25 protein-coding genes are annotated in these 24,636 nt (G+C 71.5%); 9 read left to right on the top strand and 16 right to left on the bottom strand.

Annotation, left to right across the window (positions count from 1 at the left end; translation table 11 throughout):
• Positions 1 to 63: 63 nt before the first annotated feature.
• Both OG574_RS39900 and OG574_RS39895 read left to right on the top strand, forming a co-directional pair.
• On the top strand, positions 64 to 480 hold the full coding sequence (locus OG574_RS39900; RefSeq protein ID WP_326777142.1) for a DUF4395 domain-containing protein: 417 nt from the start codon (positions 64 to 66) through the stop codon (positions 478 to 480).
• Between the two features lie 175 nt (positions 481 to 655).
• Positions 656 to 1,384 (top strand): lysophospholipid acyltransferase family protein, encoded by a 729-nt coding sequence (locus OG574_RS39895; RefSeq protein ID WP_326777141.1) that lies wholly within the window; start codon positions 656 to 658, stop codon positions 1,382 to 1,384.
• Between the two features lie 40 nt (positions 1,385 to 1,424).
• Here the strand turns inward: OG574_RS39895 and OG574_RS39890 are convergent, their stop codons facing one another.
• The 7 genes from OG574_RS39890 to OG574_RS39860 all read right to left on the bottom strand — a co-directional run bounded on the left by OG574_RS39890 (position 1,425) and on the right by OG574_RS39860 (position 8,317).
• Positions 1,425 to 2,111, bottom strand: a complete 687-nt coding sequence (locus tag OG574_RS39890; RefSeq protein ID WP_326777140.1) for a B3/B4 domain-containing protein — start codon at positions 2,109 to 2,111, stop codon at positions 1,425 to 1,427.
• 34 nt (positions 2,112 to 2,145) lie between these two features.
• A complete protein-coding gene (locus OG574_RS39885) occupies positions 2,146 to 2,739 on the bottom strand; it encodes a transglutaminase-like domain-containing protein (protein ID WP_100598785.1) in 594 nt (197 codons plus the stop codon).
• An 87-nt stretch (positions 2,740 to 2,826) separates the two neighbouring features.
• Positions 2,827 to 3,897: a threonine aldolase family protein gene (locus OG574_RS39880; protein ID WP_100598786.1), complete on the bottom strand. Its 1,071-nt coding sequence runs from the start codon at positions 3,895 to 3,897 to the stop codon at positions 2,827 to 2,829.
• A complete protein-coding gene (locus tag OG574_RS39875; protein WP_326778761.1) occupies positions 3,894 to 4,652 on the bottom strand; it encodes an SDR family NAD(P)-dependent oxidoreductase in 759 nt (252 codons plus the stop codon). Before OG574_RS39875 ends, OG574_RS39880 begins: the two co-directional genes overlap by 4 nt.
• 26 nt (positions 4,653 to 4,678) lie before the next feature.
• Positions 4,679 to 6,097: a DUF6421 family protein gene (locus OG574_RS39870; RefSeq protein ID WP_326777139.1), complete on the bottom strand. Its 1,419-nt coding sequence runs from the start codon at positions 6,095 to 6,097 to the stop codon at positions 4,679 to 4,681.
• A gap of 82 nt (positions 6,098 to 6,179) precedes the next feature.
• On the bottom strand, positions 6,180 to 7,181 hold the full coding sequence (locus OG574_RS39865) for an alpha/beta hydrolase (protein ID WP_326777138.1): 1,002 nt from the start codon (positions 7,179 to 7,181) through the stop codon (positions 6,180 to 6,182).
• On the bottom strand, positions 7,178 to 8,317 hold the full coding sequence (locus tag OG574_RS39860; protein ID WP_326777137.1) for an LLM class flavin-dependent oxidoreductase: 1,140 nt from the start codon (positions 8,315 to 8,317) through the stop codon (positions 7,178 to 7,180). The genes OG574_RS39865 and OG574_RS39860 overlap by 4 nt, the downstream gene beginning before the upstream one ends.
• A 153-nt stretch (positions 8,318 to 8,470) precedes the next feature.
• Here OG574_RS39860 and OG574_RS39855 point away from each other — a divergent pair, with 153 nt between their 5' ends.
• The 3 genes from OG574_RS39855 (at position 8,471) to OG574_RS39845 (ending at position 10,030) form a co-directional block, all read left to right on the top strand.
• Entirely contained in the window at positions 8,471 to 9,055 is a 585-nt protein-coding gene (locus tag OG574_RS39855) for a PadR family transcriptional regulator (protein ID WP_326777136.1), read from the top strand.
• An 85-nt stretch (positions 9,056 to 9,140) separates the two neighbouring features.
• The gene (locus OG574_RS39850) at positions 9,141 to 9,266 is read left to right on the top strand and encodes a hypothetical protein (protein ID WP_267893774.1); all 126 of its coding nucleotides are present in this window, start codon (positions 9,141 to 9,143) and stop codon (positions 9,264 to 9,266) included.
• 80 nt (positions 9,267 to 9,346) lie between these two features.
• Complete coding sequence (locus OG574_RS39845) at positions 9,347 to 10,030, top strand: glycerophosphodiester phosphodiesterase (protein ID WP_100598792.1); 684 nt, start codon at positions 9,347 to 9,349, stop codon at positions 10,028 to 10,030.
• Positions 10,031 to 10,087: 57 nt separating this feature from the next.
• Here the strand turns inward: OG574_RS39845 and OG574_RS39840 are convergent, their stop codons facing one another.
• Positions 10,088 to 10,639, bottom strand: coding sequence for a GNAT family N-acetyltransferase (locus OG574_RS39840; protein WP_326777135.1), 552 nt, complete (start codon positions 10,637 to 10,639; stop codon positions 10,088 to 10,090).
• Positions 10,640 to 10,718: 79 nt separating this feature from the next.
• Between OG574_RS39840 and OG574_RS39835 the strand changes: the two genes are divergently transcribed.
• A complete protein-coding gene (locus tag OG574_RS39835; protein WP_326777134.1) occupies positions 10,719 to 11,105 on the top strand; it encodes a VOC family protein in 387 nt (128 codons plus the stop codon).
• 135 nt (positions 11,106 to 11,240) lie between these two features.
• Positions 11,241 to 12,599, top strand: a complete 1,359-nt coding sequence (locus OG574_RS39830; RefSeq protein WP_326777133.1) for an NAD(P)/FAD-dependent oxidoreductase — start codon at positions 11,241 to 11,243, stop codon at positions 12,597 to 12,599.
• Positions 12,600 to 12,628: 29 nt separating this feature from the next.
• Here the strand turns inward: OG574_RS39830 and OG574_RS39825 are convergent, their stop codons facing one another.
• The 6 genes from OG574_RS39825 to OG574_RS39800 all read right to left on the bottom strand — a co-directional run bounded on the left by OG574_RS39825 (position 12,629) and on the right by OG574_RS39800 (position 20,469).
• Positions 12,629 to 14,965, bottom strand: a complete 2,337-nt coding sequence (locus OG574_RS39825; protein WP_326777132.1) for a penicillin acylase family protein — start codon at positions 14,963 to 14,965, stop codon at positions 12,629 to 12,631.
• Between the two features lie 100 nt (positions 14,966 to 15,065).
• Entirely contained in the window at positions 15,066 to 16,586 is a 1,521-nt protein-coding gene (locus tag OG574_RS39820; protein ID WP_326777131.1) for a sodium:solute symporter family protein, read from the bottom strand.
• Positions 16,583 to 16,930: a DUF3311 domain-containing protein gene (locus tag OG574_RS39815; protein WP_326777130.1), complete on the bottom strand. Its 348-nt coding sequence runs from the start codon at positions 16,928 to 16,930 to the stop codon at positions 16,583 to 16,585. The genes OG574_RS39820 and OG574_RS39815 overlap by 4 nt, the downstream gene beginning before the upstream one ends.
• A 32-nt stretch (positions 16,931 to 16,962) precedes the next feature.
• Positions 16,963 to 17,751, bottom strand: a complete 789-nt coding sequence (locus tag OG574_RS39810; RefSeq protein WP_326777129.1) for an SDR family NAD(P)-dependent oxidoreductase — start codon at positions 17,749 to 17,751, stop codon at positions 16,963 to 16,965.
• Positions 17,752 to 17,788: 37 nt separating this feature from the next.
• Positions 17,789 to 19,237 carry an aldehyde dehydrogenase family protein gene (locus OG574_RS39805; RefSeq protein WP_326777128.1) on the bottom strand — a complete coding sequence of 483 codons (1,449 nt, stop codon included), beginning with the start codon at positions 19,235 to 19,237 and terminating at the stop codon, positions 17,789 to 17,791.
• Entirely contained in the window at positions 19,234 to 20,469 is a 1,236-nt protein-coding gene (locus OG574_RS39800) for a M20 family metallopeptidase (RefSeq protein ID WP_326777127.1), read from the bottom strand. The genes OG574_RS39805 and OG574_RS39800 overlap by 4 nt, the downstream gene beginning before the upstream one ends.
• A gap of 143 nt (positions 20,470 to 20,612) precedes the next feature.
• On the opposite strand from OG574_RS39800, the gene OG574_RS39795 reads away from it, so the two are divergent.
• Entirely contained in the window at positions 20,613 to 21,392 is a 780-nt protein-coding gene (locus OG574_RS39795) for a FadR/GntR family transcriptional regulator (protein ID WP_326777126.1), read from the top strand.
• A 180-nt stretch (positions 21,393 to 21,572) separates the two neighbouring features.
• Here the strand turns inward: OG574_RS39795 and OG574_RS39790 are convergent, their stop codons facing one another.
• Together OG574_RS39790 and OG574_RS39785 are read right to left on the bottom strand one after the other, a co-directional pair.
• Positions 21,573 to 22,103 carry a MarR family winged helix-turn-helix transcriptional regulator gene (locus OG574_RS39790; RefSeq protein WP_326777125.1) on the bottom strand — a complete coding sequence of 177 codons (531 nt, stop codon included), beginning with the start codon at positions 22,101 to 22,103 and terminating at the stop codon, positions 21,573 to 21,575.
• On the bottom strand, positions 22,100 to 23,839 hold the full coding sequence (locus OG574_RS39785; RefSeq protein WP_326777124.1) for an FUSC family protein: 1,740 nt from the start codon (positions 23,837 to 23,839) through the stop codon (positions 22,100 to 22,102). The genes OG574_RS39790 and OG574_RS39785 overlap by 4 nt, the downstream gene beginning before the upstream one ends.
• Positions 23,840 to 24,044: 205 nt before the next feature.
• Here OG574_RS39785 and OG574_RS39780 point away from each other — a divergent pair, with 205 nt between their 5' ends.
• Positions 24,045 to 24,596 carry a DUF5134 domain-containing protein gene (locus OG574_RS39780; RefSeq protein WP_326777123.1) on the top strand — a complete coding sequence of 184 codons (552 nt, stop codon included), beginning with the start codon at positions 24,045 to 24,047 and terminating at the stop codon, positions 24,594 to 24,596.
• Positions 24,597 to 24,636 lie beyond the last annotated feature (40 nt).

The following is a 24,636-nucleotide window of genomic DNA, read 5'->3' as shown; positions in this document are numbered from 1 at the left end:
CATTCACGAGACCGCAAAGATTCCCCGGGTCCGCACAGCGCACCGTTGCGGAATGCTGGGTTCATGGACATCGATGTGAGAGGGCCGCGGTTCGGTGCCGCGGTCACGACGGTCGTACTGGCCCTGGTGCTCGTCACGGGCAGCGCCTGGCTCCTGGCGTGGCAGACGCTGTGTTTCGCGCTCGGCGCGGCGGGCGGAGTGGGGCGTTCTCCCTATGCGTGGCTGTTCCGTACGGCGGTGCGGCCGCGGCTGGGGCCGCCCACGGAGTTCGAGGCTCCGCAGCCGCCGCGGTTCGCGCAGTTCGTCGGGCTCGTCTTTGCGGCGGTGGGTCTGGTGGGTCTGGTGTGGGGGCCGGGCTGGCTCGGGCTCGCGGCGACGGCCTGCGCGCTGGCGGCGGCGTTCCTCAACTCGGTGTTCGGCTACTGCCTGGGGTGCGAGATGTACCTGCTCCTGCGGCGTGGCGCGGCACGATTTGGCTGATCAACGGGTTGCACGGACCGCGTGGGAGTGACGAGGATCTCGCGCCCGGCCGGAACCAGGACTGGCTACTCAGCCGTTGATGGGGCACGATCTGCGCAAGCCACAAAACCTACGGCTGCGTAACTTCCCGCCGGGAGCCCCCTCCCCAGGCAGAGATGAAGGGTCCTCCCCCTCCATGGCAGAGCTCGTCTACCGTCCGGTCATCGGCGCGGCCCGCACGATGTTCAAGGCGCTCGATCTGAAGATCGACGTCAAGGGCGCGGAGAACATTCCGCGCTCCGGCGGCGCGGTCCTGGTCAGCAATCACATCAGCTACCTGGACTTCATTTTCGACGGTCTCGCAGCGCTGCCGCAGAAGCGCCTGGTGCGCTTCATGGCGAAGGAGTCGGTGTTCCGGCACAAGATCTCCGGTCCGCTGATGCGCAGCATGAAGCACATCCCCGTGGACCGGAAGCAGGGCGAGGACGCGTATGCGCACGCCCTCGACTCGCTGCGCTCCGGTCAGGTCATCGGGGTGTTCCCCGAGGCGACGATCTCGCAGTCGTTCACGCTGAAGAGCTTCAAGTCGGGCGCCGCGCGCCTGGCCCAGGAGGCCGGTGTGCCGCTCATCCCGATGGCACTGTGGGGCACCCAGCGCCTGTGGACGAAGGGCCACCCGAAGAACTTCAAGCGCCAGCACATCCCGATCACGATCCGGGTGGGCGAGCCGATGGAGGCCCCGCGCGACCAGTACGCCGGAGCGATCACCCGGCGGCTGCGCGAGCGTGTGCAGGAGCTCCTCGAAGCGGCACAGCGCGCGTACCCCGTACGCCCGAAGGGTCCGGACGACACCTGGTGGATGCCCGCGCACCTCGGCGGCACCGCGCCCACCGCGGCAGAGGTGAAGGCCGCCGAGGCAAGCTGAATCGGTACTGCAGACGTGCCGCGGGCCCACCGCGGTGCGTCTACTCCGGCGCGTGGACGGTGATCCGCGCGCCGGGGCTGAACTTCTCCAGGAGTTCGGCGAGTTCGGTGCCGGCCGCCACCACGTCGCAGTGCGGCCCCATCGCCTCCAGCAGGAAGAGCGCGTTCACCGACTCCTCGGTCAGGCGCGTACGGGTGCCCTGGCGCCAGTTCCAGCGGCGGCAGGTCACGCCGTCGTCGTCGCACCAGACGACCTCGCCTGCGTCGGGGTGTTCCACGACGTCCTCTCCCCCGGCCACGGTGGCGAAGCCCTCTTCGCCGGTGGCCCTGACGAGGCGCATGCCGCCCTTGATGTGGTCCAGGTCCTCGCCGCCGACCGGGATCAGATGGGCCACGCTGATCGCGTTGTAGACGTCGACCAGGGTGTTGATCCGCGGCAGTCCGCCGTCCGCGAGGGCCCTCTTGGCCAGTGCCTCGGCCGAGTTACGGGTGCGGGAGGGCTTGGAGCCGAAGGCCGTGTAGGCGGCGCGCCAGGCCGCCATGTGCGGGTCCTCGTGCGGGGCGCGTCCGTCGAGTCGCGCGGCGAGACGGCGTGCGGCATCGTCGAGAAGGGCCGAAGTCCCTTCACTGCTGGGGCTGTTGACCAGCCCGTACGCCTCGATGGCGACGTGCCGGAACTCGGGCGCGAGGGTCCGTACCGCGTCGGACACAGTGAGGTGGAGGGTCATCGTCCGCCTTGCTCTTCGGGGTGCGCTTGCTGTTTCAGAGTGCGTCGGGGAGGTGTTCCCACAAGTAGGGCCGGTCGGGGGCGTCGCGCAGGGCGCGCAGAACGGCCGGCTCCGGTACATCGAAGAGTACCGGATAGTCCACCTCATTGGACTCCGTATCCACAATGAAGGCCAGCCGCTCACCGTCGAGGGAGAACTGGGCGTCGACGCCGGGCTTGTTACCGCGGCAGTCCTGCCGGTGCCAGGCCCCATGGAAGCGCACGGCGACCATGCCGTGCAGCACATACCCGGTCCCGGCGTCATGCGTGAGCCGCTGGTAGCAGAGCGCCGCGGGGATGTCCTCGGCGCGCAGGAGCGCGGCCAGCGCGTGGGATTTGGCGTGACAGATGCCCGTGCCCTGCTCCAGGACGTCCGAGGCGCGCCAGGTGACGCGGAGGTCCCCGCTGTCGGCGGAGTGCGGGATGGTGTCCCGCACGAACTCGTAGGCCACCTGGGCGTATGAATATGAGTCGGAGGCCTGCGCGGCGAGGCGCTCGGCCGTCTTCCGTACGAGCGGGTGGTGATGGTCGATGACCTCGTCGGCCGCCAAGTAGGCAGACAGGTCGGGATTCTTCTGGATCAGCTGCATGGACCGGGAGCATAGAAATGCGACCGACCGCGCGTCAATAGCTTTACGGTCGATCGCATATCTATACAGTCGGGTGTGGGGAGAACGCTAGCGGGCCATTTCCTCCTTGAGGGCGGCGACGAAGCCGTCGACGTCCTCCTCACGGGTGTCGAACGCGCACATCCAGCGGACGTCGCCGGCCGCCTCGTCCCAGAAGTAGAACCGGAAGCGCTTCTGGAGGCGCTCGCTGACGTCGTGCGGCAGCCGCGCGAAGACCGCGTTGGCCTGCACCGGGTAGAGGATCTCGACGCCGTGCACGGCGCGGACGCCCTCGGCGAGGCGCTGGGCCATCTCGTTGGCGTGCCGCGCGTTGCGCAGCCACAGGTCCTTGGCGAGCAGGGCCTCCAACTGCACCGACACGAAACGCATCTTGGAGGCGAGCTGCATCGAGAGCTTGCGCAGATGCTTCATGTGGCTGACGGCGTCCTGATTGAGGACGACGACCGCCTCACCGAACAGAGCGCCGTTCTTCGTGCCGCCGAGCGACAGGATGTCGACGCCGACCGCGTTCGTGAACGTGCGCATCGGCACGTCGAGCGACGCGGCCGCGTTGGCTATCCGGGAGCCGTCGAGGTGCACCTTCATGCCGCGCTCGTGCGCGTGGTCGCAGATCGCGCGGATCTCGTCGGGCGTGTAGAGCGTGCCCAGCTCCGTGTTCTGCGTGATCGAGACGACCTGCGGCATCGCGCGGTGCTCGTCGTCCCAGCCGAAGGCCTGCCGGTCGATGAGCTCGGGCGTGAGCTTGCCGTCCGGGGTCGGCACGGTGAGCAGCTTGAGGCCGCCCATGCGCTCCGGGGCCCCGCCCTCGTCCACGTTGATGTGCGCGGACTCGGCGCAGATCACCGCGCCCCAGCGGTCGGTGACCGCCTGGAGCGCGACGACGTTGGCACCGGTGCCGTTGAAGACCGGGAACGCCTCGGCCGTGGGGCCGAAGTGGGCGCGGATGATCTGCTGGAGGTTGGCCGTGTAGTCGTCCTCGCCGTACGCGATCTGGTGACCGCCGTTGGCGAGGGCGAGGGCCGCGAGGATCTCCGGGTGCGCGCCCGCGTAGTTGTCGCTCGCGAAGCCGCGGACGTCCGGGTCGTGATGCCGGCGGGCGTCGGTCTTCGGCGGATTCACGGCTTCTCGGTCAGCCACAGACGGGTCCCGTTCAACTCATGGGCGGGCCGGTCCCAGACGCCGGCGATGGCATCGGCCAGGTCCGTGACGTCCGTGAAGCCCGCGAACTTCGCGTTGGGTCGCTCGGCGCGCATCGCGTCGTGGACCAGCGCCTTCACCACCAGGATCGCAGCCGCCTGCTGCGGGCCCGCGTCACCCCCCGCCTTGCGGAAGGCGTCGCCGAGGGCCAGCGTCCAGGCCTCGGCGGCGGCCTTGGAGGCCGCGTACGCCGCGTTGCCCGCGGTCGGCTTGCTGGCGCCCGCGGCGCTGATCAGCAGGAAGCGTCCGCGGTCGCTGCGCTGGAGGGCGTCCTGGAACGCGAGGGAGGTGTGCTGGACCGTGCGGATCAGGAGCTTTTCGAGGAGGTCCCAGTCCGCGAGGTCGGTCTCGGCGAAGGTGGCGCTGCCGCGCCAGCCGCCGACGAGGTGGACAAGGCCGTCGACCCGGCCGAAGTCCTTCTCGATGTGGTTCGCCCAGTCCCGGGTCGCGTCCAGGTCGAGGAGGTCGACGGTGTCGCCGATGACGGTGGCGCCCCCGTGCGCGTAGCGTGCCGCGTCCACGGCCTCCGCCAGGCGTGTGGCGTCCGCGTCCGCTCCGACGACCGTCGCGCCCGCCTCGGCGAGGCGCAGCAGGGTGGCGCGGCCCGCGGGTCCCGCCGCGCCCGCGACCGCGATGACCGCTCCGTCCAGCGTGCCGTTCCCGTTGCCTTCGGCCATGGCCGTCGCCTCCTCGTCGCGAGCGCTCACGCGGCGGCCTGCTCGGCGCCCGCAGCGGTGATCCCCTTGGTGGAGGCGATCACGTTCTTGAGCTTCTTGGACAGTGCCTCATAGAACATGCTGAGCGGAAACTCGTCCGGAAGCACGTCGTCGACGAGCTTGCGCGGCGGCAGGCTCAGGTCGAGGGCGTCGGGGCCCTTGGCCCAGCGCGAACCGGGGTGCGGGGCGAGGTACTGGGACACCAGGTCGTACGCGGCGAACCAGTGCACCAGCTTCGGGCGGTCGATGCCGTCGCGGTACAGCTTCTCGATCTCGGCGCACAGCTGGTTGGTGACCTGCGGGGCGCGCTCCCAGTCGATCTGGAGCTTGTTGTCGGTCCAGCGCAGCACGTCGTGCTTGTGCAGGTACGCGAAGAGGAGCTGGCCGCCGAGTCCGTCGTAGTTGCGCACGCGCTCGCCGGTGACCGGGAAGCGGAACATGCGGTCGAAGAGGACGGCGTACTGCACGTCGCGGCCCTGCGGGAAGCCGTCGGCCTCCAGCTTCACGGCCTCCTTGAAGGCGGTGAGGTCGCAGCGGAGCTCTTCGAGGCCGTACATCCAGAACGGCTGGCGCTGCTTGATCATGAACGGGTCGAAGGGCAGGTCGCCGTGGCTGTGGGTGCGGTCGTGCACCATGTCCCACAGGACGAACGCCTGCTGGCAGCGGTCCTGGTCCGAGATCATCTCGCGGATGTCGTCGGGCAGTTCGAGCCCGAGGATGCCGACGGAAGCCTCGGTGACGGCACGGAAGCGGGCCGCCTCGCGGTCGCAGAAGATGCCACCCCAGGAGAAGCGCTCGGGAGCCTCGCGTACGGCGATGGTCTCCGGGAAGAGCACGGCCGAGTTGGTGTCGTAGCCGGCGGTGAAGTCCTCGAACGTGATCCCGCAGAACAGCGGGTTGTCGTAGCGCGTCGCCTCCAGCTCGGCGAGCCACTCGGGCCACACCATGCGCAGGACGACGGCCTCCAGATTGCGGTCCGGATTGCCGTTCTGTGTGTACATCGGGAAGACGACCAGGTGCTGCAGTCCGTCCTCGCGGCGCGCGGCGGGGTGGAAGGCCAGCAGCGAGTCGAGGAAGTCGGGGACCTGGAAGCCGTCTTCCGCCCAGCGGCGCAGGTCGGCGGCGAGCGCCGAGTGGTACGCGGCGTCGTGCGGGAGCAGCGGGGAGAGCTGCTCGACGGCGGATATCGCGCGGTCGAGCGTCAGCTCCGCCACGGCCTTGGACGGGGCGCCGTCGGCGGCGAAGTCGATGGAGCCGTCCTTCTGCTGCCAGGGACGGATCTCCTCCACGGCGGCCTTGAGCACGGGCCACGCCGGGTGTTCGACCACCCTGCTTTCGGGGCTTCCCCCGACCTTCTCCGGAGGAACCTTCCCCTCCACGCCCGACTGCACAAGAATTTCCGTCATTACCCATCCTTCACGGGAGAACCTCGCGTACAGACACCGTAAACGGGCGAGGTTCTCCACCACAAGAGGAGCCGGGAGGAAGTTATCCTGCGTGACCCCCTGGTTCACCGTCGTTTTTCCTGCCTGACGCGGTTGAAACGATGGCCTTCGCCACATCCGCCACGGCAGTACGGGCATCGTCGAGCAGCTCGGGGAAACCGAAGAAGCCGTGGAACATCCCCGGGAAGTGGCTCTCGGTGACCTCGACGCCCACCGCGCGCAGGGCCTTCGCGTAGGCGAGGCCCTCGTCGCACAGCGGGTCGCAGCCCGCGGTCACGATGTGGGCGGGCGGCAGCGAGGCAAGGTCGGCGAGGAGCGGCGAGACGTGCGGGTGGGACCGGTCGCCGTCCGGGCCGAGGTACTGCTCGGCGAACCAGCGGCAGTGCGCGGCCGTCAGGAAGTAGCGGTCGGCGTTCCGCGCGAACGACTCCGTCGACTGATGCGCGTCGGTGGCCGGATAGACGAGGGCCTGGAGCGCGATGCGCGGGCCGCCCCGGTCCCGGGCCAGGAGGCAGATGACAGCCGCGAGGTTCCCGCCCGCGCTGTCCCCCGCCACGACAAGGGCGCCCGCGTCGCCGCCCAGCGCGGTGTGGTGGTCGGCCGCCCAGCACAGCGCCGCGTACGCGTCGTCGACGGCGGCCGGGAACGGCGACTCGGGGGCAAGCCGGTAGTCGACGGAGACGACCACGGCCCCCGCCTCGCGGCAGAGCCCGCGGGCGGTGGAGTCATGGCTGTCCAGGCCGCAGATCGCCCACCCTCCCCCGTGGAGGAAGACGACGGTGGGGCGCGGGCCCGGGGCCTCGTCGGGGTCCGGGCGGTAGATCCGTACGGGGATCCGGGGCGCTCCGGCGGGGCCGGGGATGTCGCGGTCCTCGACCGAGCCGACGACCGGTGGCGGGAGCGGTGACGCGGGAGCCGCGGCCAGGATGCGGCGGGCCTCGGCCGCGTCGGTGACGGCGCCGCCGAGGTCGGGGAAGAACGCGGTCATCGCGTCGACCAGGGCGCGGACGTCGGGTGCGAGGCGGTCCTCGGGTGCGGGGCTCATGCGGACACCCCCTGCTCCTGGGCGCGGAAGTGCGGGATGACCTTCTCGCCCCACTGCCGCAGCGTCTCCAGGCAGGCCTCCTGGGGGACGGTGCCCATCTGGACGAGACACATGATCTCGTCGGCGCCCGCGTCGCGCAGGCGCTCGACGTAGGCGATGGCGTCGTCGGCGGTGCCGTAGGCGTGATCGGCGTTGAAGGTGGCCGTCGCGGTGGGACGTACCGGGATCTGGTGTTCGTGGAGGCGGGCCACGACCTGTTCGGCGGCCCTGCGCATGTCGGCCGCCTCGTCGGCGCCCTCCACCACGGCCTCGTCGGGGACGCCCGCGCCGCCGTACCAGTGCCCGATGGACTGCGCGAAGAACCGCTGGCCGCGGATGCCGATGTTCCGGGCCGTCTCCCGGTCGTCCAGGACGATGGTCGGGCACAGGACGGAGAAGTGGTCGTTGACGACGCCGGACACGAAGCGGTCGGGAGTACGGGCGGCGATCGCGTCGTCGTAGGCGCGCCGCATGCCGGCGATCGACTCGGGGCCCGCGAAGCCCATCACCAGAGCGCCGATGCCGAGTTCGGCCGCCTGGGTGAGCGTCTCAGTGCGGCTGCACGCGAGGAAGAGGGGTGGGTGGGGCTCCTGTTTCGGGCGCGGCAGGACGGGGTGCGGGTCGATGTCGAGGAGCTCCCCGTGATGCTCCAGCTCGTCCTTCTCCCAGGCTTTCCCGATGATCCGCAGCGCCTCCTCGACCTCCTGCGTCGTGCGGTCCCTGTCGACACCGCACAGGGAGGTCTCCTGCTTGGTGCCGCCCCGGCCGGCCCCGAGGTCGAGGCGGCCACCGGAGAGCAGGTCGAGCATGGCGGCCCGCTCGGCGACCCGCACCGGATGGTTGAAGTTGAAGGGCATGCAGACGACACCGTGCCCGATCCGGATGGTGCTGGTGCGGGCGGCGACCCAGGTCAGGAAGATCTCGGGGGCCGACATGTGCGCGTACCACTTGAGGGAGTGGTGCTCGACGGCCCAGATACGGTCGAAGCCCATCTCCTCGGCGAGGACCGCCTGCTCCACGCAGTCGTGGATGACCTGGTGTTCGTGTTCGACGGTGGGATCGGCGAGCTGCGCCTCGAAGATGACGGAGAACTTCACGTTGCCTCCAGGGAGTTGAGCCACACGCACTGTTCCGGTTAGGTATATGACTAACCGTCAGGTCTTCAAGGGGCAAGACCGGCGACGGTATTCGGCAGTGACAAAGGCTCCGGGGTCTTGCGGTGACCGGTTCCGGTCACTTCAATGCGGCGCATGGCTGACGACCTGCCACCGACCGCCTGGGCCGTCCTCGGGCTGCTGTCCTTCCCCGGGGAACGGACCGGATACGAGCTGAAGAAGTGGGCCGACGCCTCGCTGCGGTTCTTCTACTGGTCGCCCGCCATCAGCCAGATCTACGCCGAACTGCGCCGCCTCGAATCACTGGGCTACGTCACCTCGCTGCGCTCCGGGGCCGAGGACCCGCGGGCCAAACGGACGTACGCGATCACCGAGGAAGGGCGCGGGGCGCTCGCGGTGTGGGCCGGGAGCGGGCAGGGCCTCGGCGCGCCCGTGCTCAAGCACCCCGTGCTGCTGCGCGTGTGGCTCGGGCACCTCGCCGCGCCGGAGCACCTGCGTGACCTGGTGACGGAACACGTGGCCCGCACGAAGGGCGAGCTGAAGGAGGTCAGGGACGCGCTCGAGCGGGCCGACGGGGTGGAGGCGTGGGCCCATCCGCAGATCGCGCTGCGCTGGAGCGAGCGGCGGCTCGCGGCAGAAGTCGAGCTGGCCGAGGCCATGCTGGACGACCTGGACGCGGTGCCCGGTCAACCGCCGGGGAACTCGCCCACCCACGGGTGACACTTCCCGCGGCAGGCTGCCGAGGCGGTAGGACGGACCGGTCCCCGCCCCTTCCCTGTCCCTCCGCCCGTCTGGAGCCCTGAGCGTGAGCATCCGCGCCGTCCTGGTCGCAGCCGTCATCACCGGACTGGTCCTCGGAATCACCGCAACCAGAGCGGACCACTCCACTCCCTCGCGTCGGACCGGTCCCATCGTGGAGACGGGCCGTTAGGCTTCGGCCGTGCCGCGCGGGCGACCCCGTCCACGACCTCGCGCGGATGCCGAGCCGCCGTCGACGGAAGCGAGACGATCTTGAACTTCCTCACCATCGGGCATCGCGGAGTGATGGGTGTCGAACCCGAGAACACCCTCCGGTCCTTCGTCGCCGCGCAGAACGCGGGCCTCGACCTCATCGAACTCGATCTGCATCTGAGCAAGGACGGCGCCCTCGTCGTCATGCACGACGCCGACGTCGACCGCACGACGGACGGCCGGGGCCCCATCGCCGACAAGACCCTCGCCGAGCTGCGCGCCCTGGACGCGGGGCGCGGCGAACGGGTGCCGGTCTTCGAGGAGGTGCTCGACGCCGTCTCCAAACCGCTCCAGGCCGAGATCAAGGACGTCGCCGCGGCGCGCGCCCTCGCCGAGGTCATGCTGCGCCGTGATCTGGTGAGCCGCGTCGAGGTGATCTCGTTCCACGACGAGGCCGTCGCCGAGATCGCCCGGCTGGTGCCGGGCGTCCGTACGGCGCTGGTGGCCAGCCGGTACGGCACCGATGTGGTGGACCGGGCCACTGCAGTCGGCGCCACGTCCCTGGTCCTCAACATCCGGCGTCTGACACAGGAGATCGTCGAACGGGCCCGCAAGGCGGACCTGCGGATCATCGGCTGGGTCGTCAACACGCAGGACGATCTGCGCCTGGTACGGGCGCTCGGCCTGGACGCCGCGACGACCGACTACCCGGAGATCAAACGGACCGGCCGCTTCACGGCCTGAGCCGGGCGAGCGGCCCGAGTCAGCCGCGGGACCCGGGTGCCGGCCACGAGGCCCACGTCAGCCGAGGGGCTTGACCAGCAGCTCGAACTGGAGGTCGTCCCGCTGCGGGATGCCGAAGCGCTCGTCGCCGTACGGGAAGGGGGTCATCCCTCCCGTACGGCGGTAGCCCCGGCGCTCGTACCAGGCGATGAGGTCCTCGCGTACGGAGATCACCGTCATGTGCATCTCGCGCACGCCCCAGGCCTCGCGGGCGGTGCGCTCCGCCTCCGCGATGATCACCTTGCCGAGCCCCGCGCCCTGGAGGGCCGGGCTCACGGCGAACATGCCGAAGTAGGCGTGCTCCCCGCGGTGCTCCAGCTGGCAGCAGGCGACGACCGCGCCGTCGCGCTCGACGGTCAGCAGGCGGCTGTCCGGCGACTTGATGACGTCGACGACGCCCTGCGGGTCGGTGCGCTGCCCCTCCAGGATGTCCGCCTCGGTCGTCCAGCCGGTGCGGCTGGAGTCCCCGCGGTACGCCGACTCGATCAGCGCGACGAGCACGTCGACATCGGCGTCGGTGGCGTCCCTGAAGGTGAGGTCGCCGGTCGTGGGGCGGGGAGCGATGGACATGGGACGGTCTCCGATCTCGTGCACGGCTGTCGGCGCGGGCGCCGTCGAGCCTAACGCCGAGCCTCTACGCTGCGTTCGCATGGTTCACGTACTGAGCAGCAGAACGCTTCTTCGCCCCACCGATCCCGAGCGGTCGCGGGCCTTCTACGGTGGGGCGCTCGGTCTCGCCGTGTACCGGGAGTTCGGGACGGGGCCCGAGCGCGGGACCGTCTACTTCCTCGGGGGCGGCTTCCTGGAGGTGTCCGGCCGGTCGGAGGCGCCGCCGTCGCCCGGGCTCCAGCTGTGGCTCCAGGTCGCGGACACGGCGGCCACGCACGAGGAGCTGGCGGCGCGCGGCGTCGAGGTGCTCCGGCCGCCGGTCAAGGAACCGTGGGGGCTCATCGAGATGTGGATCTCGGACCCGGACGGCGTGCGCATCGTGATCACCGAGGTACCCGAGGACCATCCGTTGCGCTACCGGCCTTGAGGAGCGGGTTCCGGGGTACGGGAGCGGAAGGACCCGTTCAGCGTGCGCGGCACCCGCGCGCGGAAGAGTATGGGCGGGATGGCCGCAGACCGGCCCCTTAGCGTCCGGATGAGCCCGACCCTGGAGAGACATCACATGGCAGCTCCTCGGATCCTGATCGTCGGCGGCGGATTCGCCGGCATGGAGTGCGCGCACAAGCTGGAGAAGATCCTCAAGCCGGGCGAGGCGCAGCTGAGACTGGTCAGTCCGTTCGACCATCAGCTGTACCTGCCGCTGCTCCCCCAAGTCGCCTCGGGCGTGCTCACTCCGCAGTCGGTAGCGGTGCCGCTGCGCCGCATGCTGCGGCACACCGGCATCGTGCCGGGCGGCGCGGTGGGCGTGGACCCGGAGGCGAAGGCCGTCGTCGTACGGAAGATCAACGGCGAGACGGTGGTGGAGCGCTACGACTACCTGGTCCTCACGCCGGGCAGCGTCACGCGGCAGTTCGACATCCCCGGTGTGGACCAGTACGCGGTCGGCGTGAAGACGCTGGCGGAGGCGGCCTGGATCCGCGACCACGTCATCTCGCAGCTCGACCTGGCCGCGGCCAGCACCGACCCCGCCGAGCGGGAGTCGCGGCTGCAGTTCGTGGTGGTGGGCGCCGGGTACGCCGGTACGGAGACGGCCGCCTATCTGCAGCGCCTGACCACCGCCGCCGCCAAGCGCCTTCGGGGGCTCGACCCGGCGCAGATCAAGTGGCATCTCGTCGACATCGCCCCCAAGTTGATGCCCGAGCTCGGCGACCGGCTCGGCGAGAAGGCCCTGTCGATCGTGGAGCGGCGCGGGCTGCATGTGTCGCTCGGAGTGTCCGTGGCGAAGGCGACCGAGGACACGGTGACGCTCACGGACGGCCGTGTACTGCCGTGCCGCACGCTGATCTGGACGGCGGGTGTCGCCCCGAGCCCGCTGATCGCGACGCTCAGCGCGGAGACGAACCGGGGCCGGCTCGTCGTGGAGCCGGATCTGACGGTTCCGGGGCTCGACGGTGTGTTCGCGCTCGGTGACGCGGCCGCCGTGCCGGACCTGGAGAAGGGCGCCGACGCGACCTGCCCGCCGACCGCCCAGCACGCCATGCGGCAGGGCTGGGCGGCCGCGAAGAACGTGGCTGCCGCGCTGCACGGACAGCCGCTGAAGCCGTACCGGCACAAGGACCTGGGGCTCGTGGTGGACCTGGGCGGCGTTCAGGCCGTGTCCAAGCCGTTGGGTGTGCAGCTGACCGGACTGCCCGCCCAGGTCGTCGCCCGGGCCTACCACCTGGGCGCGCTGCGCACCGGGACGGCGCGCTTCCGCACGGCGGCGAACTGGGGGCTCAACGCCGTCGCCGGCGACGACTTCGTGCGGACGGGGTTCCAGTCGGAGCGGCCCGCGACGCTGAAGGACTTCGAGAAGACGGACGCGTATCTGACGCCGGAGGAAGTGCACGCGATGGTGACGGCGCATGTCGAGGGCCAGTGACAGGGCTGGGCCAGGACCAGTGACGTGGCCTACCTCCCGTTCGGGTCCTGAGTGGTGGCCGGCGCGGGCGGTCGCAGGGTGATCGTCCGCGTCGTGTGCTTCTCCACTTGCCCGCGGGTGTAGAGGAGCGGGAAGGAGCCGTCGGCGGCCCAAGTGGCGAACAGGTCGCTGTAGTGCTCGCTGTCCGGATTCCCGGACTGGCCAGGTGAGTTCATGGCCACCGAGTCGTCCCAGGAGCCGACGTCGACGACCAGGCGGAACGTGGCGCCCGTCGTCTGGCGGAAGTCGGGTCCGTAGGGCGCGACGCCCACCGTGTCACCGCTGCCGCCGCGCGGGGCGGGACCGACCGACGCCCACGGCGGCTGCGGTCCGTCGTGGAGGGCGGTCAACGGGTGGAACACGCGGGCGTGGTGGAGCGCGCCCCAGGTCCATGCGGCCGGGTCGGGTCCGAGGAGGGCGGAGAGCTCGGCGACGGCGGCGGTCAGAGTGGTGAGCAGGGTGCCCGGGTCGAGGGTGGTCTCCTCGCCGGTGAGCAGGTCCAGGTCGACGCGGGGGTCGGAGGTCGGGTCGTCGGGCGGCAGGATCCGGGCGAGGGCCGCAGCGAGTTCGGCGTCGGGGACGACTTGTTGCAGTGCCTTGCCGAAGACGGCGGGGCGCAGATGGCGGCGGTACCAGATCTCGAAGAGCGCGGCGGCCGCCGAGTCCGCCGTGACGTCGGCGTCCCAGTGCCGCAGCAGGCCGATGGCCCGCGCCGTCAGTTCGTCGTCGCCGGCCAGATCGGCGAGCAGCGGCAGGATGCGGCGCGCGGGCAGGCTGACCGTGTCTGTCTGGAGCCGTACACAGTCCTCGACGGTCCAGTCCGTGCGCGCGTCGAGCTCTTCGGCGATGCGGTGGTGGCGGGTGGGGGCGTACCAGTCGTACGTGACCGTGTCGCGGTCGTTCGGGTAGCCGGGCGGCAGGTTCATCTGGTTGGCGGTGGCGAACCAGCCCTGGTCCGGGTCGCGTTCGGCGGGCAGCGCGTCGGCGTCGAGGAAGCCGTCCCATTCGAAGCGGCCGTCGCCGGGCACGGGCAGGGTGCCGTCCCAGTTCGGGCGGACCGGGACGCGGCCCGCGGGGCGCCAGCCGACGGTGCCGTCGGGCGCGGCGTACACCTGGTTCTCGCCGGGCGCGCCCCAGCGGCGCAGGGCGGCGAGGAACGCGTCGGGGCCTTCGGCCCGCATGTAGCCGGTGCTGCCGAGGTAGGGCGCCATGCCGGGACCGAGCCAGGCGGCTCGCACGGCGAACGCGGCGCCGCGCGTGGGGTGTTCGTGGATAACCGGGCCGTGCCGGGTGAACCACAGCTCGGCCTCGACCGGCTCCCCGTCCTTGACCGGGATCGTCTCGGTGACGCGGGTCATGGCTTCCCAGCGGCCTTGGTAGCGGTAGGCGCGGGGGTTGTCGGGGTCGGTCTCGTAGACGTACAGGTCCTCCTGGTCGATCGGGAAGATCGTGAAGCCGAAGGCGATGTTCCCGTTGTGGCCGATGGAGAGGCCGGGCAGGGCGGGTTCGCCCGCGCCGATGACGTCGATGCCGGGTGCGGTCAGGTGCGCGATGTAGCGCAGCGCGGGCAGGGTGACCGCGCGGTGCGGGTCGTTGGCGAGGATGGGGCGGCCGGTGACGGTCCGGGACGGCGCGAGCACCCAGTTGTTGGAGCCGTCGCTGCCCTGGAGGGCGGCGGCGTCGGGCCAGGGCGGGACCGTCGCGAGGTCGTACACGCGCAGCACGTCGTCCGGGATGACGCTCAGATCGAGGCCCTCGGGGACGGTGAGGTGGTGCGGGGCGGGTTCGCGGCGGCGGCGCAAGTCTTCGACGTCGGTGCCGTGGTCGCGCAGGGTGAAGGCGCGGGCGACCTCGTCGTGGAGGTTGTACTGCAGGCCGTGACTGCGGATCCGGGCGACGTCCGAGGGCTTCCAGAATGCCGGCTCGTAGCCCAACGTTGCGAATTCCGGCGGGAGTTGGGAGGGGTCGCGGCGGCACAGGGACACGTAGGCGTTGATGCCGTTCACGAACGCCGTGGTGATCTGTTCGGTGTCCTCGCCGTACGCGCTCCACTCCTCGGCCATGTCGCCGCGATAGAGGAACAGGCGGGCGGCGCGGTCGTGTTCGACGTACCGCTTGCCGAACACCTCGGACAGGAGGCCGAGTCCGCGGCGGCGCCACAGGTCCAGCTGGAAGAGGCGGTCGCGGGCCGCGTTGAAGCCCTGCGCCAGGAACAGGTCGTCCTGGGAGCCGGCGTAGAGATGAGGGACGCCCCACTGGTCGACGAGGATCTCCACAGGTCCGGCGAGGCCGGGTATCTCGAAGTCGTTCGCTGCTTGCGAGTTCACCGGTACGCCTCCCCCGTCGCCGCGTACGCCTGGGGGCCGGCGCCGCTCCGGCTTCCGATGTGGGCGGCGCGGTGGAGGACGGGTGCGGTCTCGTCGATCATCAGGACTCCTTCACCGCGGCCGCCGAGGCGGCCGGGACAGTGGGCCGTTGCGGGGCGGGGGCGCTCGGGGCCGGTGTCGCGCGGGTGACCGCGAACGTCACCACCAGGTTCGCGGCCAGCGCGATGATGCCGCCGTTGACCCCGTGCCACGGGTCGTTGTCAGTGGCCCACAGCCCCGTCATCACGACGAGCCCGACGAGCATGCCGGAGATCCCGGCGCGAGCGGTCATTCGCCGCCAGAACAGGGAGAGCAGCACGACGGGCACGAGCTGGGCCAGGCCCTCGTAGGACAGGACGGACAGCTGGACGAGCGTGTTGGGGTAGAAGAGGCTGCCGCCGAGCGCGACCAGGCCAGCGAGGACGCAGACCGCCTGCGAGCGGCGCTTGGTGCGCAGGTCGTGGTCGTCGGTGACGGCCGGCCGCGGGCGGCGCGGGTCGGCGCCATTGCCGCCGCCGAGGACGGTCTTTCCCCACAGGGTCCCGATGGACAGCATGAAGACGCTCATCGGCACGATCGCCGACAGGGCGCCCGCGACGCCGATGACCGCCACGACGGGCGACGGCAGCGAGTCAGTGACCAGCTTGAACAGGGCGAGGTCGGGGTTGCCGAGGCCCGGCAGCACGAACAGCGCGGTGGCGCCGACCATCATCGGTACGAACAGGAGCAGCTGGTACCACGGCAGCAGCAGGGCGTTGCGCCGCAGCGCGTTGGGGCTCTTCGCGCTGAGGTAGCCGGCCACGGTGGTCGGGAAGATGGTGATGGTGACGGCGTTGAGGACGACGGTGCTCAGGAACCAGGCGGCGTCGCGCCCGCCGGACACGTGTCCGGGGAAGGTGAGCCACTCGGGCTTCTCGGTGACCATGCGCTGCATGAAGTCGGAGAATCCGCCGAGGTAGTGCATGGGGATGTAGACCGCGAGGAAGACGACCGCGAGGATCACGAGTACGTCCTTGAGGGCGCTCACCCAGGCGGATCCGCGCAGCCCCGACACGAGGATGAACACCTCGGCGACGACGAACGAGATGACGGCGGCGACGTGCAGGTCGACGCTCCCGTACGTCATCGCGTTGACGACGACGCCCATGCCCTGGATCTGCACCTGGATGTACGGCACGAGGAACACGGTCCCGACGACGGCGACAAGAATCCCCAACGGCCGTGAGCGGAACCGGAATTCAGCGATATCGGCGATCGAGATGAGACTGTGCCGAGAGGCGTACGTCCACAGGGCGGGGCCCACGATGTAGGCGACGGCGAAGCCCACGGTGAGATAGGCGACGAGGTAGAGGATCGGGGCGCCGAAGGAGTACGACCAGCCGGCGGTCCCCAGGAACGAGAAGCTGGTGTACGTCTCGCCGGCCATCAGGAGCCAGATGAACATCACGCCGAGGCCGCGGCTGGACACCGACCACTCGGCGAGGCCCTTGGACCGGCCGCGCGCGCTGAGCAGGCCGATCAGGATGGTGGCGACCATGGCCAGGCCGAACACGGTCGTCGCGACGGCTGCGGAGCCGCTCATCGGGCGCCTCCCTCGTCGGCGGGGACGGGTTCGACGGCGCCGGTGCGGTACGCCGGGTCGAAGCGGGCGACCAGCCAGATGGCGACGGGGCTGATGACCGTGGCGGCGATGACCCAGGCCAGCAGGAACGGGACACCCAGGATGCGGGGTTCGATGCGGTTGGCGACGAAGGGCGCGGCGCCGTAGAGGACGACGGGCACGAGCAGCATCCAGAGGGAGCGGCGCGCCTGGCCGCCGAGGGTGGGGAGTCCTTCGAGGGGGTCGGGCTGCGGGGAACCGAGGGGGTCGGCCTCGCGCGGGTCCGGCTCCGGGGAGCGGCCGGCGGCCTCGTCTGTGGGGGACATGAACTTCCTTGAGGGGGAAGGGCGGCGGATGTTCAGAGCGCGGGGTCGTAGCGGCCGTCGACCGCGGTCCAGCCGCCGTCGACGGTCAGGACGCTGCCGGTGACGTACGTCGACGCGTCGGAGACCAAGTACGCGACGGCACCGGCGAGTTCGTCGGCGCGAGCCCAGCGCCTGAGCGCGGAGGCCTGGGCGTAGGCGTCGTACCAGGCGGGGTCCGCCGCGATCTGGTCGGTGAGCGGGGTGCGGACTACGCCGGGGGCGACGGCGTTGAACCGCACGCCCCGTGGGCCCCATTCGGCGGCGGCGGTGCGCAGGAACTGGATGAGGCCGGCCTTCGACGCGGCGTACACGCTCTGGCCCGGCTCCACCTGGAAGGCCCGCATGGAGGCGAAGCCGACGACGCTGCCGCGGCCGCGCTCCGCCATGCCGGGGGCGAACGTCTGGACGAGGCTGACATAGGCCCGCAGGTTCAGGGCGATGACGCGGTCGAACTCGTCGAGCGTGTAGTCGGCGATGCGTTTGCGGACGTTGGCGCCGACGGTGACGACAAGCGCGTCGAGGGGGCCCCACACGTCGGCGGCGGCGCGGATCGCCTCGGGGTCGAGGACATCGAGGGCGTAGGCGGACGCGGTGCCGGACCGGACCGCGTCCGCGCCGGCCAGGGCGACGGTCTGCTCGGCGCCCTTCTCGTCCCGGTCGGCGACCACGACGTCGGCGCCCTGGGCGACGAGCGCGCGGACGACCTCACGGCCGATGCCGCCCGCTCCGCCGACGACCGCGACGCGCCTGCCGTCGAGCCGGAACAGATTCGCGTAGTCCATGAAGTGCTGCTGCCTTTCTGTCTGCTGAGGTGATCCGTCAGGGGCGGATGACGGCCATCCGCGTGACCGTCAGCTCCTCGATGGCGAACCGTGGCCCCTCGCGTCCGGTGCCGGAGTCCTTGACGCCTCCGTACGGGGCGATGTCGCTGCGGTAGCCGGGGACTTCGTTGATGACGACGCCGCCGACGTCGAGCGCGTCGACCGCGCGGAAGGCGGCGCCGAGGTCGCGGGTGTAGACCGCGGCGTGCAGCCCGTACCGGCTCGCGTTGACCAGGTCGTACGCGGCATCGAGGCCGGGGACGGTGCGCAGGCACACGACGGGGCCGAACACCTCCTCGTCCCAGGCGGGTTCGCCGTCGGGGACGTCCGCGAGCAGGGTCGGGGCGAGGCACCTCGTGCCGGTGCGACCTCCGCCCGCGACGACCCGGGCACCGGCCGCCCTGGCCCGGCCGATCCAGTCCAGGACGCGCTCGGTGGCGGCTTCGTCGATGAGCGCGGAGACCCGAGTGCCGGCGTCGCGCGGGTCGCCGACCACGACGTCGGGCAGCCGTTCGGCGATCTTCTTCTCCAGGGCGCCGGCGATCTCCTCGACGGCGATGACCCGCTGGACCGAGATGCACGCCTGCCCGGACGCGTAGTAGCCGCCGCGCGCCACGGCGTCGGCGGCCGCGTCGAGGTCGGCGTCCGCCGCGACGACGAGCGCCGCGTTGGAGCCGAGTTCGAGGACGACCTTGCGGGGCGCCGCGTCGCGCGCGATGCGGTGCCCGACCGTGGCGGAGCCGGTGAAAGAGACCGCCGCGACGTCGGGATGCGTGGTGAGGGTGCGGCCCACCTCGGTGTCGCCGGTCACGAGCTGGACCGCTCCGGGCGGCGCGCCGGCCGCGGCGAGGCGCTCGCGGACGAGATGGGTGAGCCAGAGCGTGGCGAGCGGCGTCGCCGGTGCGGGCTTCACGATCACGGGACAGCCCACGGCGAGCGCCGGGGCGATCTTGTGGGAGGCGAGGAGTACGGGGTAGTTGAAGCCGGCGATGCCGACGACGACCCCGATGGGCCTGCGCGTCCAGAACCCGAACATGCCGTCGCCGGAGGCCTGGAGGTCCAGCGGGACGGTCTCGCCGTGCAGGTGGGCCACCTCGTCGGCGGCGGCCCGCCAGGTCGCGGCGGCGCGCTGCATCTCGATGTCGCAGTCGACTCGCGGCTTCCCGGTCTCCAGGACGAGCAGCTCCGCCATCCGGGACGAGACGCCTTCCAGGTCGGCCGCGACACCGGCGAGCACGTCCCGCCGCACCCGTGCAGAGAGGGCCGCGACCTCCTTGCGGAGCCCGGCGGCGTGCTCGACGGCGCGCCGCGCGAGGTCCACGTCGCCGACGGGCGCCGAAGCGAACTCGCTCCCGTCGTACGGGAAGACAACGGGCTGTTGCGAAGGCGCGGGAACCCAGACATCCCCGACCGGCAGGCCCGTGGGCACTTCTCGCGGATACGTCATCGCGCCGCACCCCCGTCCGGACGGGCGGTGAGGAAGGCCTGCGCGGCGGCCGCGTACACGCGCGTGTACTCGGCGATCTCGCGCACCTCGACGTACTCGTCGGCCTGGTGCGCGATCCATTTGCCGCCGGGGCCGTAGACGACGGTGGCGAGACCGGCGTCGCGGGTCAGGATCGTGCCGTCGGTGGTGCCGGGAACGGCCCCGAACGGTGGTGCTTCGCCGTGCACCCGGCGGTGTGCGTCCACGAGCGCGGTGACCACGGGGTGGTCCTCGGGGATCTCGACGGCGGGCCGGTCGTCGACGACGGTGACCTCGACGGACACCCCCACTCCGGAGGCCGCCCGCTGCGCGAACTCCCTGACACGCTCGATGAGTTCGGTGTGGTCGGTGCCCGGGACGGTCCGTACGTCGATGCCGACGACGCCGTGCGCGGGGATCACGTTGAGCTGGTCGGGGTCGCCGCCGAGCAGCACGGTCGGGGTGACGGTGACGCGGCCCGCGTGCGGATGCTCGCCGTAGCGCTCCTCGGCCCACTCCTGCACGGCGGCGAGCGCCTCGACGATGCGGGCGCCGGCGACGATCGGGCTTCTGCCCTCCTGCGGCATGGCACCGTGGGCCATCACGCCGTGCAGGTCGAGACGGAGGCGGATCCCGCCACGCGCCGAGGTGCACACCTCGTAGCCCTCGGGCTCGCAGACGATGACGCCGTCCACCTCGCGGGCGAGCGGTGACGCGGCGAACGCCTTCGCGCCGAGCATCAACCCCTCCTCGTCGCAGAGCACGCCGACGACGATCCGGCCGGGGAAGGGCCCGGCCAGCTGAAGGGCTCGGACCCCGTAGATCATGGCGGCGACACCGGACTTCATGTCGGCCGAGCCGCGACCCCAGAGCTTTCCGTCCCGGATCTCGGCGCCGTACGGATCGACGGTCCAGTCGGCCGTGTCGCCCTCGGTGACGACATCGATGTGCCCCTCGAACATCAGCGTGGGGCCGTCCCCGCCGCCGCCCTCGACCACCGCGACGGTGTTGGGCCGCCCAGGGACGACCTCCACCACCTCGTACTTCCAGCCGAACTCCGTGAAGAGCCGCTGGACGAGGTCGGCCGCGGGGCGCTCCACCTCGGTGGCTCCCGCGGCGTTGACGGTGCGCAGCCGGACGAGTTCCTGCGTGAGGGCGACAGCGGCCGCGGCGTCGGTCACGGGGACGGGCAGGGCTCTTGAGCGGGAACGCATCGCACCTCCAAGTCGGGGCGGCCACGAGGCCAGTCGACTGGTCAGACCAGTTGATTTCCCGTACTCTGCCCCCACGTTCACGCCCGGGTCAATGGCCGGATCATGGATTCACTCCGGCGCAACGGCCCGACACGGAGAGGCACATGGCGCCCGACGACGATCTCTTCCAGCCGGTGAAGCCGGTCCGCGCCTATCAGCGGGTGGCCCAGCAGATCGAGGAGCGCATCCTCAGCGGCGACCTGCCGCCCGGCTCCCGGCTCCCGGCGGAGCGCGAACTCGTCGTGCGCTTCGACGTGGGCCGCTCGACGGTCCGCGAGGCGCTGCGCGTGCTCCAGTCGGCGGGCCTGATCCGCTCACGCCCGGGCGACCCGCTGGGCGCCGAGGTCCTCGGCGTCTCCCCGGACAACCTCAGCCAGGCCCTGAGCCGCCTGACCCGTTCCCGTATCGCCTCGCTCGGCGAACTGGTGCAGTTCCGCATGGTGCTCGACGCGGAGAGCAACCGCCTCGCCGCGCGCCTGCACACCCCCGACGACCTGGCCCGCATGCGGGAGCAGATCGGCCGGATGGAGCGCCTCGGCGAGTCGTCGACGGGAAACCTGCACGCCTTCAGCGAGGCGGACGCCCTCTTCCACCGGGCCATCGCCGAGGCGAGCGGCAACTCCCTGCTCGGCCTGTGCGCCCGCGCGGTGCACGAGGCGGTGGTCGGGGTCATCGAGGAGAAGATCGCGGGCGCCACGGACGCCGCCGCCTGGATGGAGCGCTCGATCACCCACCACCGGCAGGTGCTCGACGCGATCAGCTCGGGCGACGCACCGCGCGCGGCCCGGCTCGGCCGCGAGGCGCTCTACGAGTACTACGCCGACCATGTGGAGCCGGAGACGCGGCGGTTGCTCGCGGCGGCCGTGGAGGATCCCTCGGAGTAGCGACTGACGCGGGCTGCCGCTGGAGACCTTCAGCTCGGAGCAGCGGCTACCGCGGGCCACCACCGGAAACCTCCAGCACGAAGCAGCCACTACCGCGGTCCGTTCGCGGGCGATCTTCCGGTTGCTGAAGCCTCGGGCGATCAGTTCGAGTATCTCCCGCCCTTGCGAAAAGGGCCGGGATCAGGCGCGCGGACCACCCGGACGGCCTTCGAGCTGACCGAGCAACTCGCCCAGCAGCACACTGAGTTGACCCTGCCCGGCGCCACCGAGGCCGGAAAGGACCGTTTTCTCGTACGCGAGCTGGTCGGGCAGCAGCGCATCGACGAGGTCGCGGCCGGCGTCGGTCAGGCTGAGGTGGGAGACGCGCCGGTCACGGGTGTCGCCGCGCCGGCCGACCAGGCCGCGCTCCTGGAGCTGTTTGAGCCGCTTGGTGACGGCGGCGCCCGAGGAGAACGTCTCCCGGGCGAGGTCACCCGGGGTGAGTTCGTGGCCGGTACGGCGCAGCGCGCCGAGCAGGTCGAACTCGGCGCGGGTCAGCCCGGCGCGGCGCAGCGGGGCGTCCTCGGCCTGCTGGAGCAGGGCGGCGCAGCGGTTGATCCGCCCGATGACCTCCATGGGCCCGGTGTCGATGTCGGGGTGGACGGTCTGCCACTGCCGCACCACCGCTGCGACGGTGTCGTCCGCCGCCGCCCTGCCGTTCCGTGTCGTCATGCTCGCGTGTTCTCCCGGGCGTCGGTGCCGCCCCTGTGCTCGTCTGCGTTCTCGGGGTTCCGGACGGTCCGCAGCGTCGCGCGTCGGACCGTCGCCGCGAGCGTACGGTGTCCGGCCTGCTCAGCGGTGACCACACGCTCCTCGGGCAGGGCGCGCTGCCACCATTCGCCCGCCGCGGTGTCGTCGGCGGCGCGCAGTTCGACGAGGGCTGCGGCGAGCCTGCGACGCGCGGCCTCCAGGGCGCCGGGCTCAGGACGCGGGGCGGCGAGGGTGCGCTCCGCGGCCTCGCGGGCACGGTCGGTCGCTTCGAGGGCCAGCTCGATGTGGTCGGCAGCGCGCCGGTTGGTGACGATCACCGCGGCGACGATGCCGAGCAGCGCCCCGACGAGGGTGTCCACGACCCGGTCCGTGATGAGCTCACCGGCCTCCTGCGTCCTGGCGAACTCGGTGATCAGCAGCGCCATGGGGGTCACGCAGACGCTGCCGAGCCAGTAGTTGCGGGAGATGAACGCCTCGGCGCCGAAGCTGAAGAGGAGGCAGAACAGGACGACGAAGATCTGGCCGGCGTGGGCGAGGGGCACCACGGCGGCGAAGACGAGCACTCCGGCTAGATTGCCGGCCACGCGCTGCACGGTGCGGTTCCAGGTGAGGGTGACGTTGGCCTGGTAGAGCGAGGCCGCGGTGACCAGGGCCCAGTACGGGCGGCCGATACCGAGTGCGAGGGACCCGTATCCGGCGAGGGCACACCCGACGGCGGTGCGCAGGGCGACCGGCAGGAGAGGCGAGCCGGGAGCGAGCCTGCGCCACAACGACGGCTTGCCGAGGGCGAGTTCGGCCTCGACGCCGAGGACTTCGTCGTCGACTTCATGGGCGTGCGCGTGGTTGATGCGCGGGACGGGGCCCGTGCCGCTCAGGCCTGCGGCCCAGTCGCGCAGGAGTGCGGGGTCGGTGTCGGCGGGGGCGGCGAGAGCGACCTCGGCGCGCACGACCAGGCGCTCCAGGGCCCGGCGGGCGGCGCCGCTGTTACCGGTGGCGAGGAGGGACTGCCAGGCGGCGTGGACGGCGGCGGCAGCACCGGCCCTGGCCCGCTCGCGCGCACCGCCCTCGGCGCTCACGTACGCGGCGGCGGCGTTCAGGGCGCGAGCGGTGGCGCGCCGTTCCGGGCCGTGCGGCCGCACGAGGGCGGGGGCCATGCCGACGAGCCAGGCCACGGCGCCCGCACCGGCGGTCAGGGCGAGGTGGCCGGGTATCTGCCCCAGGTGCTGCGGTGCGAAGAGGCTGGCGGAGCTGATGAACGTAAGGATCAGATGGCCGGGCGGGCCGATGCGGGTCGCGTCGCACAGGGTCTTCTGGGCGGCTGCGAGAAGCGCGCCGACCGCCACGAGCACGGCCGCCGAAGAGGTGAGCGAGGCGGTGAGCAGGGCCACGGCGAGGCTCGCGAGCATGCCGAGGACGACCCAGGCGAGGGCCCGGGCACGCGCCGCGTACGGCAGGTTGTGCGCGTAGAGCGCGCACAGTGACCCGGCCATCGTGTACATCGCGAGGTCGAGGCGGCCGAGGGCGAGCAGCGTCAGATTCGGCACCGCCGCGGACACGACGACGCTCGTCGCGGGCTTGAACCAGATGTCGGACGGCTTGTTGAGGCGCAGCACCCCCGCGAGCGGGAGCCGACGGATCGGCCGGGGCCTGGACGGGGACGGTGCGGGGGTCGGTGTGGGGGTTTCTGCGCTGCTCATACAGAGAAGTTTAGCAAGTGTTTTACCTGAAAACTTTCCCGTGAGTCCGCGCTCGGGCACGGACAGGCCCAGGAAGCCGCCCACGCAACCCGCGCACGGTGGCACTGCCGAAAGCGCCCAGTGCTCCCCTGCGCTCGATTGCGCCCCGCCATGCACGGGCATCTCGTCCCCGACGCGGTACGGCGTCCGACTGGGGGAGGTTCGCGTGCACGGACCGGGCTCGGCCGCCTGGCTGCTCGTCGCGGTGTGCGCGGCGACGGGGGCGTACTGCCTGCTGCGGATGCGCAGCAGGGTCGAGGAGCAGCGCCGCACGGCGGGCGGCGAGGCCCTCATGGGGTTCGGCATGGCGCTCATGGCGATACCCGCCGCGGTGGTCACGCCGCCGCCCGCCGCCTGGGCGGTGTACGCGGCCGTGTTCGGGGCCGCGGCACTGCGCGCGCTGTGGGCGGCACGTTCGAGCGCGCACCATCTGCACCACCTGGTGGGCGCGTTCACCATGGCGTACATGGCGGTGGCGATGGCCGCGGCGCCGGGCGGGCACGCAGGTCACAAAGGGACGGGCGCACCGCTGGTGACCGGTCTGCTCCTGCTCTATTTCGCGGGGTACGTGCTGTGGTCGGGGGCGCGGCTGGTGCCGGTGGCGACGGCGACGGCGGGCGGCCCGCCGGCGTCCGGGTGGGGCGACCGCCCGGAGCTGGCACGGGCCTGCCGGCTCTCGATGGGCATCGGAATGGTCGCGATGCTGCTGACCATGTAGACGCGCACGACAGATCGACCCTGCAGATGACCCTGCAGAC

This window comes from Streptomyces sp. NBC_01445 (genome assembly GCF_035918235.1).
Taxonomy (GTDB): Bacteria; Actinomycetota; Actinomycetes; order Streptomycetales; family Streptomycetaceae; genus Streptomyces.
Note: the sequence above shows the minus strand (reverse complement) of the source record. Positions and strands in the feature narration are given on the sequence as shown.